10 protein-coding genes are annotated in these 12,315 nt (G+C 48.4%); 5 read left to right on the plus strand and 5 right to left on the minus strand.

Annotation, left to right across the window (positions count from 1 at the left end; translation table 11 throughout):
* Nucleotides 1–617: 617 nt before the first annotated feature.
* Both ACMHLI_RS23135 and ACMHLI_RS23140 read left to right on the plus strand, forming a co-directional pair.
* Nucleotides 618–1,511 (plus strand): winged helix-turn-helix domain-containing protein, encoded by an 894-nt coding sequence (locus ACMHLI_RS23135; RefSeq protein WP_413531422.1) that lies wholly within the window; start codon nucleotides 618–620, stop codon nucleotides 1,509–1,511.
* Nucleotides 1,498–2,055: a hypothetical protein gene (locus ACMHLI_RS23140; RefSeq protein WP_413531423.1), complete on the plus strand. Its 558-nt coding sequence runs from the start codon at nucleotides 1,498–1,500 to the stop codon at nucleotides 2,053–2,055. The genes ACMHLI_RS23135 and ACMHLI_RS23140 overlap by 14 nt, the downstream gene beginning before the upstream one ends.
* A gap of 21 nt (nucleotides 2,056–2,076) precedes the next feature.
* Here ACMHLI_RS23140 and ACMHLI_RS23145 read toward each other — a convergent pair whose 3' ends face one another.
* The 5 genes from ACMHLI_RS23145 to ACMHLI_RS23165 form a co-directional block, all read right to left on the minus strand.
* Complete coding sequence (locus tag ACMHLI_RS23145; RefSeq protein WP_413531424.1) at nucleotides 2,077–2,349, minus strand: helix-turn-helix domain-containing protein; 273 nt, start codon at nucleotides 2,347–2,349, stop codon at nucleotides 2,077–2,079.
* Between the two features lie 26 nt (nucleotides 2,350–2,375).
* A complete protein-coding gene (locus tag ACMHLI_RS23150; protein ID WP_413531425.1) occupies nucleotides 2,376–3,347 on the minus strand; it encodes a fimbrial protein in 972 nt (323 codons plus the stop codon).
* Between the two features lie 56 nt (nucleotides 3,348–3,403).
* On the minus strand, nucleotides 3,404–4,102 hold the full coding sequence (locus ACMHLI_RS23155) for a molecular chaperone (RefSeq protein ID WP_413531430.1): 699 nt from the start codon (nucleotides 4,100–4,102) through the stop codon (nucleotides 3,404–3,406).
* 90 nt (nucleotides 4,103–4,192) lie between these two features.
* A complete protein-coding gene (locus ACMHLI_RS23160; RefSeq protein WP_413531426.1) occupies nucleotides 4,193–6,694 on the minus strand; it encodes a fimbria/pilus outer membrane usher protein in 2,502 nt (833 codons plus the stop codon).
* Between the two features lie 95 nt (nucleotides 6,695–6,789).
* Nucleotides 6,790–7,374: a fimbrial protein gene (locus tag ACMHLI_RS23165; protein WP_413531427.1), complete on the minus strand. Its 585-nt coding sequence runs from the start codon at nucleotides 7,372–7,374 to the stop codon at nucleotides 6,790–6,792.
* A 667-nt stretch (nucleotides 7,375–8,041) separates the two neighbouring features.
* Here ACMHLI_RS23165 and acs point away from each other — a divergent pair.
* The 3 genes from acs to actP are packed head-to-tail and all read left to right on the plus strand — an operon-like array spanning nucleotide 8,042 to nucleotide 12,030.
* Nucleotides 8,042–10,003 carry an acetate--CoA ligase gene (acs, locus tag ACMHLI_RS23170; protein ID WP_413531428.1) on the plus strand — a complete coding sequence of 654 codons (1,962 nt, stop codon included), beginning with the start codon at nucleotides 8,042–8,044 and terminating at the stop codon, nucleotides 10,001–10,003.
* A 54-nt stretch (nucleotides 10,004–10,057) separates the two neighbouring features.
* Nucleotides 10,058–10,369 (plus strand): DUF485 domain-containing protein, encoded by a 312-nt coding sequence (locus ACMHLI_RS23175; protein ID WP_112167947.1) that lies wholly within the window; start codon nucleotides 10,058–10,060, stop codon nucleotides 10,367–10,369.
* On the plus strand, nucleotides 10,366–12,030 hold the full coding sequence (gene actP, locus ACMHLI_RS23180) for a cation/acetate symporter ActP (RefSeq protein ID WP_413531429.1): 1,665 nt from the start codon (nucleotides 10,366–10,368) through the stop codon (nucleotides 12,028–12,030). The genes ACMHLI_RS23175 and actP overlap by 4 nt, the downstream gene beginning before the upstream one ends.
* The last annotated feature ends 285 nt before the right edge of the window (nucleotides 12,031–12,315 follow it).

The raw sequence follows: 12,315 nt of genomic DNA on the forward strand, positions 1-12,315 counted from the left end.
CTGGTTTTTTGCTTTCTGGTATTAACAAAATTTTCTTCGCAATTCCGCACGTTCAAATCCCCCTTTCGCAACCGCATTAATCGCTCAGACTTATCCCATAAAGCCATATTAAACCTACATTTGAACTGATACATTGCAGTTTGAACATTCCGCAAATTTATAGGATGTAAAATGCCCTCGCTGATAACCCTGAATGCCTGCCGACATTTCTCCGGAAGAAAGCTGTTTCTTAAGCAAAAAGCATAGGCGCTGAAAGCGTGCTCAAGGTTGGGAGACGTTGACCATGGCTGCAACAACAGAAGCCGTACTCCCGCATCAGTTCGATGAAATTAATGCGCCAGTACCTGCCCAGAATCCTGCTAATTTACTCACTACTAAAATTCCGCACATGATTTAAATCGTTTTTCATCACAAAAACCTGCCAGAATATATGCCAAAAAATGAAGACTTCGGTAAGGTCACGTGTAAACTATTCTTACAAACTCTACTTTATAAATAGAACGGCTTATGCTGATTGTCTGTATTTTTAGTATATAAAGGTAAAATATCGCCAACGCAATTGAACGTAATTACCTGATGCAGTGAAAACTCAGGATATTCGAGACAGGGAGATAGGGATGCAAATGATTTATCTGATTGAAAATCAAATAGTCTTTAATCCGGAGGATAACTCACTTTCATTACCGGACGATACTGAAAGTAAGATCACGGTATCTAATCCTGCGCGGAGAATATTATCATTGCTCATTGAGCAGCATGGCACCGTTGTGCAACGTGAAACATTCTTTAAAAAAGTATGGGATGATTATGGGTTGACAGCCAGTAATAACAACCTTAATCATTGCATCAGTAAATTACGCAAAGTGGTTTCAACACTGGGTTATACCGGCGAATTAATCATCACTGTGCCTAAAGTCGGTTTTATCATTAAGAAAGAAACGGAAATTACTGCACAGTTCGAGTTGAACATTACTCAGGAAAAAACCGAACCGCTTGCGGAAGAAACGAATGCGTTACCGGAAATCATGCCGGCTGACCTCCCTCACACCGAACCGCAGGCACCGCCAGCAGCTCTTTGTGAACCTGTAGAGCAGAGCGAGGCATTTACTGTCACCGAAAAAACTCACTATAAGTATCCTTTTATTTTCACGACATTTTTTCTGTTATCTTTTGCTGTCTGGGGGCTACATACGCTGCAAGGCGTGCTGACCGATCCCAAAGCCAGACTGCAGGTCAGTAAGATCGGCGTCTGCGACTTGTATTCAACTGCGCCAGTGTCGAAATCCAGAAAACAGGATTTTATACTGCTGGCTCAGAATTTCATCCTGAAAAATAACATGACGTGCACACCGGGGAATATATTTGTATTTCAAACTGAGCAATTCACCACGCCAATTAACACCGGTTCAGTGCGTGATTTTATGGCGCAATGCAGCACGAATGACTCTCACAAAATCAACATTTGCATAAGTTATTATGCCAATGACAGGACAACGCATGATAAGTTTTAAAACATGGCCATCACCCGGCCTGAAAAGCACCTCATTGATACTATTAATGGCAGTGACGTTGCTGGCAGCAAACTTATACGGGACGTCAGTAAAAAACAATAAGTTTGCCTTCCCTGTCAATACGTCATGCAGAGGAAATATGATTGTAGAACCGAGTTACGATAATGAGAGAGCCCGACTGACAAGCTCGCTTTATTTCAGCTTCCTCGATAATAATAAGATCCTTATTTCTCTTAGCGGAACGGGGTATTTATATGACAACGCAGGTAAGATCATCGAACGAAAAACCATACTGCGGAACATCTATTTTGATTATGTACATGAGGGTAAATCAACAGATACCTATTCCCTTACCAGTACTCAAATTAACATCGACAGCTTAGACACTATGGACTGGAAGATGTCATCTCTGTTATTGATGAACAGTTTTTTTCTGACTGGCCATACGGACACGCTGGTCCTCAAAAAATATGATGAAAACACCATGTTAATTGAGAGTAATCAGTCTCCGATTATGATGTGTGTGTTCAAAAGTGAGATCTGAAATCGCATCCTTGCGTACTGGTTATTTGTAGTACAGATAGAGATCAAAACCGCAGGCCTGCGCATAGCGGGCCAGCGTATTAAAACTGGCATGAGCCGGGCGCTTCTCAAGGCGAGTGATCGCCGGAGGCGTCACTCCAAGCCGTCTGGCCAGCTCGGTTTTACTCAGTCCAGCATCCTCCCGGATAGTCTGCAACATGGCATGAATTTGCGTTTCGGCGATGAGTTCGGGCGCCTGCGCGGAATAAATCGGTTCTTCCAGCGCCTGAGCGCGTAATTTAGCCGTTCTTAGCATGTCGTTCTCCCTGTTCTGAAATGGGGTCAGTAGTAATTGATCTTGACGATCACTGACGCATCAAACTGTCCAAGTGAAAGTGTTTTCCCCGGTATTGCGCTGAGTTTGGCAGTGAAATTTTTGGTGACTTCATTGACGTTATTTAGCTCAGCAAAGTTGTCATAGCGATTAAAGGTAATCGCCTGATCTTTATCGTTATAAAGCATCAGTTTCGTGCCGTTCGCCAAATCGATAGCAGTGTTATCGAGTAACGGGCTGGCCGTCGAGAATTCGGCCTGCAACGAGAAGTTGTCCAGACATCCCTGTTTAACCGCCTTGATAGCGAAAGGCAGCGAAATGCCCGAAGAACGTGAAAGTGTGGTGCTTTGAATTGCGCCAAAATCAACAATCTGCGATTCCGGATACACTTTTAAATCCGAGCCGCAGGCCAGAAAGCGGATCCCCTGTAATCCCGACAGGTTGTATTTAAGGTTTTTCGCCCCAGGTGATTTGTTTATCCCTCTGCTGCCGTCGAGCTGGAAGACCGTGAACTGATCCGCGCCCTGATAGTGCCCGCTGGAAGGGGCGTTGCCGCTGACCTTGATATACAGACGGAAGGTTACATTGACAGTAACATTCTGCCCTCTTCGGATCGGTGTACTGTTAGTGCTAAGTCGTTGTTCGTTCTGCTCGAGATCCTGCCCGTTGTAGCTGACGCCCAGCAGCAATCCCTCTCCAATCGACTGGGACTTCGGGTTGAAGTAGAAATGCACAACGTCTACGATCGAGCCGAGCACGTTATCGCAGTACGCTGTGACGTTGATATCGTTCGATTCCCAGACTTTGGTTCCCACTGGCACATTTGCCGGGATCGCCAGCTGCCCCACCGGAATGGCCGGTTTATCCACAATGCCTGTGCCTTTCTCCACGCAGTCCAGCGCCAGCGCGCCGCGGGAAAATAGGAATAGCAGGCTAAACATTATCGTCCGCCACCACGTTGCTTTAAAAACTTCAGGCATAACCATTCCCTACCTTTCAGATAAACCGTTTTATATACAAAGAGTTCGCGCTGGTATTATTTAAGGGCATCCTTGCTGATGCGCTGACATTGCACCGCGGAACATGTGTATTGATTGATCTGTAAGCCGCCGTAATCGTCCATGTAACCCAGGCTATAGGCCGTGCTGACATATTGGCTGCCGGTAAGCGATTGTGTGTCAAAGGGTGCGAGCATGACGCTGTCAAAGCCCGGTACGTTACCTTTATTGTCTTTCCCCAGATAACCCACCGTGATGTAAAACGGAGTCGGATTGGTGAGTTTTAGCCCGTCACTCAGGCGGCTTACCTGGAGTTGCTCCTGCCAGTTCCCCTTTACCAACTTGCGTAATTCTGCAGGTCGGAAGAACAGTTTCACCCGGCTTTGAATCGCCACCTGCATGACGTTCGCCATGTCGCTCTTTGGTGGCACTTCACGCACATTGAAATAAAACAGAGATTCACGGTCCTTGGGCAACGCGGCAGTTTCCGGCAGTTGTAGGATACGGATCTGGCTTTTCTGACCAGCATCAATACGTTGCATCGGTGGCAACGCGACCAGTGGAGAAGTGATTTTTTCGCCCTGCGCATTCTCCAGCCAAACCTGCGCCAGATACGGCAAATCCTTGCTCTGGTTTTCCAACATCACGCTGACAGATTTATCACTGGCGTTGTAAATGATGCGCGTCCGGTCAAGGTTCACGGCAGCGAGCACCGGTTGGATCATTCCGGCAATCATGAGTAATGCGCCACTGAGTCGTAAAATCGGGTTGTTCATCCGGTCATTCCTTTCCTGATTGGATCTGATTTCATGCTGTTGTCTGCACGCTTATGTGCAAGGTAATAACATCTGGCCACTTTGGCTGGCAGGCGACGACGGCACCTGAATACGGCACTGGTTTTCGTCTCCCCACCTTACAGTCAGTGATTTCTCGCCAGACACACCGGCCAGGTAGGCCAGCCCGCCGTCGCCGATAAGCCCCGCTTCAAAGCCGGAACTGTTGTCGGTAACAGAAGCCCCTAGTGGTGGATAACTGCCATCGGCCAGACGGATCACCGCCATCAAACGCTCGCCTTTAATCGCGCGTATTTTGCGAAAACCTATCGCCCCTTCGGTGAGCGTCTTGCTGACCACCGAGCTGTAGACTTCTACGTCATCCGGCAAATGGTTGACGTCTACGCGGATATCCGATGTCTGATAGCTTGAGACGCCATTTACCACCGCAATCCCGTAATCGTTAGTGACTGATGCGCCGTCGCTTATCGGAATACCTTTCACACCGGTAGAGATCATCATTCGTGGTTCACTGCCTGCGCTGCTTTGATGTAAAGCCGCACCTGCGGCCGTCGCTGTCAGCGAGCCATACCAGTTGGCACTTACAGAACGGTAATCGTTGTTTTTCACGCTGCCATTCGCGCCAAATTGCCCGTACGGCGACATGTGTTGATAGTTTGCGCGGAAAATGCCGTCGCCTTTTTGCAGGTCAGGGCTGTTGCCACCCGCACCGACGCGCCAGCTGTTATTAGGATCCTGGCTGTTGTAATAGGAAGCGGTTTGCGAGAAGCCACCCTGCGAATCCTTCTGTGCGTCGTAACTGATTTGTTGCCCTGACGACAGCGGCAGGCTGAACGACAGGAACATCTGGTTTTCATCCGTATCCCGGTACTTGAGCTTGCTGGCGGAAAAGGTGCCGGAGATGCCGGTAAACGTCCCGATGTCGAAAATCTTGCTCACTGACACGCTGTAGTTGTTGCTCGGGTTCTCATTCCAGTAGACCTTATGCGTGGCCGACAGATAGAGGGTGATCGCCGGCCATGGCAGATACTGGTTAGCCGTCACGGTGTAGGTTTGTTTATCGTCACGGGAATAACCGTCGCCGTTGACCTTGTCGAGATACTGACTGAACGACATGAAGGTTTTTTCCGTGAAACGATAACCGGCAAAAGTGATCTGGCTGCCCGTGGATTCAAACCGCTTGGAATAGTTGGCTCGGTAGCTGAAACCCGTCTGTTTACCCGCCACCGGCACCGTGGCTGATGAACGCGTTACGTCGAAAGAGACCGCACCCAGTTTTTGCAGATTTTGACCAACGCCCAACGCCTGCGCCTGATAGTTACCGGTAGTGGAAATCAGCCCGCCGTAGAGCGAGAAGTCATTCATCGCCCCCCAGGACATTTCCCCGCTGTAAAAACCCGGCTGTAAAACACGGTTGTTACTGCCGGTTGTCGGCTTGCCCATCGCGGTCTTAAAACGCACCTGCCCTTTACGGGTCAGGAAGGGAATCGTGGCGGTGGTGACCTGATATGTCGTCACGCTGCCGTTTTCTTCTTCGATCTTAACGTCCAATGCGCCCTGCACGGCTTCGGTCAGATCCTGAACCACAAATGGTCCCGGCGAGACGTTAGTCTGATAAATTACCCGGCCGTTTTGACTGATGCTCACTTTGGCGTTGGTTTTCGCAATCCCGGTTACTTGCGGCGCATAACCGCGCAGAGACGGTGGCAGCATCCGCTGATCGCTGTTGACTGACACACCGACAAAACGAAATGAATCAAAGATATCGGAGTTGAAATACGTCTGGCCGCCTGTCAGACGCGCGCCGATTGAGGGCAATGCACGAAACAGATAGGTTTGCGTCCAGGTAAATTTATCGTTTGAAGGGCTGCCTGACGTCCGGGCGGCGGAATACTGATAATCCGCACGTGCACGCCACGGCCCAAGATTGAACCCGGTCGTTCCATAGCTGCTGAGGCTGGTCGAGCTGGCGCCTTGCTGAGGAATATACTTACTGCCCAGCAGGTTGTAATCGAGCAACGCACCATTCACGCCCTCATCCCACTGGGAAGGCGGCACCCAGTTCTCATCATGAAAGGTTAGCCACGCCTGCGGAATGCTGATGTTCAGCGTTTGCTTTTCCTGATCGTAACGCGCAGTCACTTCTTTCTCCTGGTCCAGAGAAGTACATCGACCCTGATGCCAGAGCGTGAGTTTTGCGCGCGCCACTTTGGTCAGATCGAATTTATCGACCAGAGAAGGCGTCAGGCACAGGCGACTATTCTTACTGTCGTCTGTCGGGATGTATTTAATGAGGCTTTGATCGCCAAGCGTACGGCCATTCAATACCACGTCTAAAAGGTATTCGCCGGGAGCGATATAATTAGCGGTCTGGAAACGTGAGAGATCGACATTATTGCGATCGGCAGAATCAATAAAGTTTACGTTGAACTCGACAGCGAAGCTTTCGACGAAAATAAAGCATCCTGAAAATAAGAAAATACACCACGTGGTAATTTTCTTTACTGCTGACGTTCCGCCCAAGACAAACAACATAATTACGCCACTTTTTTATTTTTATAGATCCAGCACGGAACCCCGATGCACCCGAAAAATAAAGGGGAGAGGACTCCCCTTAATAAAAAAGCCGATTACTTATAGTTCAGAGCGTAAGTTGCCTGAGAAACAATAGTACCGGTTGAGACAGGCTGGGTATTGGACTCCACACGCGCCGCAAACACCAGTTCGTTGTTACCGGTGACAAGGTTGATGTCTTTAGAGGTATCACCCACCTTCAGTAAGTCGCCGTTCGCATCGATCAAACGAATGCCCGCACCTTTCGCGCTGCCGGTGTTAGCCAGCAATTCTGTTGCACTGCTGTCAGGTGTACCCGCAAATGAAACCGCTACTTTAGACATTGCCGGATATTCAACGGAGCCCACAGTTTGCGCGGTCAGGTTACAATCTTGCAGATGAATGGTGTAGTTAACGTTCTGAGAATACTTATTGCCCGTTTCCAGTACTTTATTCGCGACCTGACCCATATCGACGTTAATGTCTTCATCGCCTGGAGCAATGGAACAAGGTGCGTTAATAACGGTACCGGTGAAGTGAATACGGCCAGAACCTTGATCGGTACCTGTAGGAGGAGTCCCGGTTGCGTCTTCGGCAAAGGCTGAAGCAGAAATAATGGCAGATAAAGCAATAATCAGTGTCTTGTTCTTAGCGTTAAACATAATTTGTCCTTGAGATTTTAACGGTATTTATTAAGCCATGAGCTATTAAGCGATATTTTTCGCTGTACCGAAGAGAGCACCCCTCTCTTGCCAGATCAATATACTGATATTTACGTTTTGACGTTATAATAATTTGCACAATGCAAATATTAAGAACTTTACCCCGCTATTAATATTTAAATCTCATCTTTATGAAGGGGAATTAACTTATAGGTAAAAATTATTAACATTAAATGTTACACCTTGAATGAAAATCACTCCTATTTATGAGCAGAATTAAGCTTTATTTAACCGAATGATTACGTTTTATTTAAATTAATTTAACTTTTACGCATTTATGGACGCAATTTCGCCCTCAGAGATCATAAAAATCCTTCCACAGGTCAACAATATTATGCCGTCGAAAGGTTGGATATTCGGTTCAGGATCATTTTCGTTATAAAACTTCTTTCATCATCTGTTCAGTTAATTGAGGGAAAACATGTTTAATGCTTTGCTCCGTTAACTCTCCTGAACTTATGTGTCATGCCCCACAGCGATGTTGCAGATATCCTGCTGCTTTATCCCTGCTTGCGTGATCTGACACCCAAAAAGCAAACAAAGCCCTGATGCAAACTACACTTAACCTTTGATTGACATATGATTAACAAATCAAAGGAGAAAAATCATGAGCCATGTTTATAAGCATCCTATTCCTGCCTCTGTGGCAGAACGTACCCTGATCACACCTGAGAAATATCAACAGTACTATCAACAGTCTGTAGAGGACCCGGATACATTTTGGGGGGAGCAGGCTAAAGTTCTCGACTGGATCAAACTTTTCACAAAAGTTAAGAACACCTCTTTTGCTCCCGGAAATATCGATATTCGCTGGTTTGAAGACGGTACTCTTAATCTGGCGGCCAACTGTCTTGATCGTCATCTGGCAGAAAAAGGCGACCAGACAGCATTAATATGGGAAGGCGATGATCCGAATGCTGAAAATCAGCATGTCACCTACAAACAACTTCACCATGACGTGTGTCAGTTTGCCAATGTGCTGAAAGGCCTGGGCGTGAAGAAAGGCGATGTGGTGGCTATTTATATGCCGATGGTACCGGAAGCGGCCGTGGCGATGCTGGCGTGTGCCCGTATCGGCGCAGTGCATTCGGTAATATTTGCCGGATTCTCACCGGAAGCTGTCGCTGGACGCATTGTCGATTCCAGTGCAAAAGTTGTGATCACCGCGGATGAAGGCTTGCGCGCAGGCAGAACTATTCCGCTGAAACAAAACGTCGATGACGCTCTGAAAAATCCTTCAGTGACCAGCGTCACTCACTCCATCATTTTCAAACGCACCGGTAAACAGGGCGAATGGAAAGAAGGGCGCGATATCTGGTGGCATGATGCTGTAGAAGGGATATCAGCGGAGTGCCCTGCAGAAGAAATGAATGCTGAAGATCCGCTGTTCATCCTCTATACCTCCGGCTCAACCGGTAAACCGAAAGGTGTATTGCACACCACCGGCGGTTATCTGGTGTATGCAGCCCTGACCTTCAAGTATACCTTCGACTATCACGATGGTGATATCTACTGGTGTACCGCTGACGTCGGGTGGGTTACCGGCCATAGTTATTTACTCTACGGCCCGCTGGCCTGTGGTGCCATCAGCCTGATGTTCGAAGGCGTACCGAATTATCCGACGCCGGCACGTATGGCCCAGGTGATTGATAAACACAAAGTGAATATTCTCTATACCGCGCCAACCGCGATACGTGCGCTGATGGCCGAAGGGGATAAAGCCGTGAAGGGCACCAGCCGGGAATCACTACGAATTATGGGGTCAGTGGGCGAGCCGATTAACCCTGAAGCCTGGGAGTGGTACTACAAAACTATCGGTAACAGTAAATGTCCAATCGTTGATACGTGGTGGCAAACCGAAACCGGCGGTTTTATGATCACGCCGCTGCCAGGCGCGACTGAACTGAAAGCGGGATCAGCCACGCGTCCTTTCTTCGGCGTACAACCTGCGCTGGTCGATAACGAAGGTATACCTCAGGAAGGTGCCTGCGAAGGTAATCTGGTTATCACTGATTCATGGCCGGGTCAGGCGCGCACCCTGTTTGGCGATCATGACCGTTTCGAGCAGACCTACTTCTCTACGTTTAAAAACATGTACTTCAGCGGTGATGGTGCTCGTCGTGATGAAGACGGTTACTACTGGATAACCGGTCGCGTAGATGATGTGCTAAATATTTCCGGCCATCGTTTGGGTACCGCAGAAATTGAATCAGCACTGGTCTCACATCCTAAAATCGCCGAGGCCGCTGTAGTGGGCATCCCACACAGCATCAAAGGTCAGGCTATTTATGCCTACATCACACTTAATCACGGCGAAGAACCTTCCCCGGAACTCTATACGGAAGTCAGAAATTGGGTGCGTAAAGAGATAGGTTCCATTGCGACGCCCGACATTCTTCACTGGACCGATTCACTACCTAAAACCCGATCCGGCAAAATTATGCGACGCATTCTGCGCAAAATTGCCGCCGGAGATACAAGCAATCTGGGAGATACCTCTACGCTGGCGGACCCTGGTGTAGTCGAAAAATTGTTGGAAGAAAAACAATCAATGAAAGTGCCATCGTAATTTTCACCGCCCTGGCGCGGTGAACTCTATCAATGCCTCAAAGGAGTCACTGAGATGAATGATCTCATTTATCAGAGAGTTGTAAATAATCCGCGCTTCAGGGAATTGGTGCAAAAACGTAGCCGCTTTGCCTGGTTGCTTTCAGGTATCACATTGGCGATGTATGTCGCCTTCATCCTGCTGATTGCGTTTGATCCGCAGTGGCTGGGCACCCCACTTTATGAAGGCGCTACGATCACACGCGGGATCCCGGTGGGTGTCGGGTTGATTGTGATTTCATTCGTTCTCACCGGTATTTATGTCATCCGCGCCAATGGTGAGTTTGACCGACTCACCGCCGACATCATCCGTGAGGTGCAGCCATGAATACGCGCCGCGGTTCGCTGCTTCTGATGCTTTCGACAGCCTTCCCTTTCAGCGCCTTTGCGGCAGAAGGCATTGCCGGTGAAGTAAAACGTCAGCCACTGAATATTGAAGCTATCGTGATGTTTGTGCTGTTCGTTGGCGCAACACTTTACATTACTTACTGGGCCTCTAAACGAACCCGCTCCCGTCAGGACTATTACACAGCGGGTGGTAAAATTACCGGACTGCAAAATGGTATGGCTATCGCGGGGGATTTCATGTCTGCCGCGTCTTTCCTGGGGATCTCCGCACTGGTTTATACGTCAGGTTATGACGGCCTGATTTACTCCATTGGTTTCCTTATTGGCTGGCCAATCATTTTATTCCTGATTGCCGAGCGCCTTCGCAATCTTGGCAAGTACACCTTTGCTGATGTGGCATCTTACCGGCTTAAACAGAAACCCATCCGTGTACTCTCAGCCTGTGGCTCGCTGGTAGTCGTCGCACTATATTTGATCGCCCAGATGGTCGGTGCGGGTAAACTGATTCAGCTGCTGTTCGGTCTGAACTATCATGTTGCCGTCGTACTGGTCGGGATCCTGATGGTAATGTACGTGCTGTTCGGCGGCATGCTGGCCACGACCTGGGTGCAAATAATCAAAGCTATTCTGCTATTAGCCGGCGCGACATTTATGGCCGTGATGGTTATGAAATCCGTCAACTTTAACTTCAACACGCTCTTCATTCAGGCTGTGGCATCTCATCCTAAAGGTATCGCGATAATGAGTCCCGGAGGGTTAGTATCCGACCCTATATCGGCACTGTCCCTCGGCCTGGCATTAATGTTCGGTACAGCCGGGTTGCCACATATTCTGATGCGGTTTTTCACCGTCAATGACGCTAAAGAAGCCCGCAAAAGCGTGTTTTATGCCACTGGATTCATTGGTTATTTCTATATTCTGACTTTCATTATTGGCTTTGGCGCCATAGTACTGGTGGGCTCTAATCCGGCCTTCAAAGATGCAAGCGGCATCCTGCTGGGCGGTAACAATATGGCAGCAGTTCATTTGGCTGATGCCGTCGGTGGCAGTTTCTTCCTCGGCTTCATATCTGCCGTCGCGTTCGCTACTATCTTAGCCGTCGTGGCTGGGTTAACACTTGCGGGTGCGTCAGCTGTTTCACACGATCTTTATGCCAGCGTAATTAAAGACGGAAAAGCTACAGAGCGCGATGAGCTACGCGTATCAAAGATCACGGTCATCATTCTCGGAATTGTGGCTATCGGGTTGGGTATTTTGTTTGAAAAACAGAATATTGCGTTCATGGTCGGTTTAGCATTCTCGATTGCCGCGAGTTGTAACTTCCCGATTATCATTCTGTCGATGTATTGGGCGAAGCTGACGACGCGCGGGGCAATGATTGGCGGCTGGCTCGGATTGCTGACGGCTGTGATCCTGATGATCCTAGGACCTACCATTTGGGTGCAGATTTTGGGGCATGCGAAACCAATCTATCCGTACGAATATCCAGCACTTTTCTCAATGATTGTTGCTTTTGTAGGTACCTGGTTCTTCTCGATTACCGACCACTCGCTTGAAGGACAGAAGGAGAGAGAACGCTTTTATCCACAGTTCGTACGTTCGCAAACTGGCATTGGGATTTCGCAAAGCTCTAATCACTGATTTGTTGAACACTCAGATACCTGAAATGCAAAAGGCCATCCTAGCGGATGGCCTTTTTATTGGTAGATATTTACTCATACATCGCATAGTAAAAAACCCTGTACGTCAGTACAGGGTTTGCCACTTATTTGATGCCTGGCAGCTAATGAACTACTCCGTGACTTACCCTTCGGGTCTCGTTGCTGCACAACGTTCATTCTGTCCTACTTTCTTCTTGCGTAGCCAGCGGCCAGATAGTCACAAAGACAAAAGCCCCGTACTTTCGTACGGGGCTTTTGTCTTTTT

Origin of the sequence: Rahnella inusitata, assembly GCF_965118895.1 — a bacterium.
In the GTDB taxonomy this organism is placed as follows: Bacteria; Pseudomonadota; Gammaproteobacteria; order Enterobacterales; family Enterobacteriaceae; genus Rahnella; species Rahnella inusitata_A.

Bases quoted from the DNA above. Each gene is read 5' to 3' on its own strand.
- ACMHLI_RS23155 (WP_413531430.1), bottom strand. From the start codon at position 4,102: ATGATTGCCGGAATGATCCAACCGGTGCTCGCTGCCGTGAACCTTGAC.
- acs (WP_413531428.1), top strand. From the start codon at position 8,042: ATGAGCCATGTTTATAAGCATCCTATTCCTGCCTCTGTGGCAGAACGT.
- ACMHLI_RS23135 (WP_413531422.1), top strand. From the start codon at position 618: ATGCAAATGATTTATCTGATTGAAAATCAAATAGTCTTTAATCCGGAG.
- ACMHLI_RS23165 (WP_413531427.1), bottom strand. From the start codon at position 7,374: ATGTTTAACGCTAAGAACAAGACACTGATTATTGCTTTATCTGCCATT.
- ACMHLI_RS23160 (WP_413531426.1), bottom strand. From the start codon at position 6,694: ATGTTGTTTGTCTTGGGCGGAACGTCAGCAGTAAAGAAAATTACCACG.
- ACMHLI_RS23145 (WP_413531424.1), bottom strand. From the start codon at position 2,349: ATGCTAAGAACGGCTAAATTACGCGCTCAGGCGCTGGAAGAACCGATT.
- ACMHLI_RS23175 (WP_112167947.1), top strand. From the start codon at position 10,058: ATGAATGATCTCATTTATCAGAGAGTTGTAAATAATCCGCGCTTCAGG.
- actP (WP_413531429.1), top strand. From the start codon at position 10,366: ATGAATACGCGCCGCGGTTCGCTGCTTCTGATGCTTTCGACAGCCTTC.
- ACMHLI_RS23140 (WP_413531423.1), top strand. From the start codon at position 1,498: ATGATAAGTTTTAAAACATGGCCATCACCCGGCCTGAAAAGCACCTCA.
- ACMHLI_RS23150 (WP_413531425.1), bottom strand. From the start codon at position 3,347: ATGCCTGAAGTTTTTAAAGCAACGTGGTGGCGGACGATAATGTTTAGC.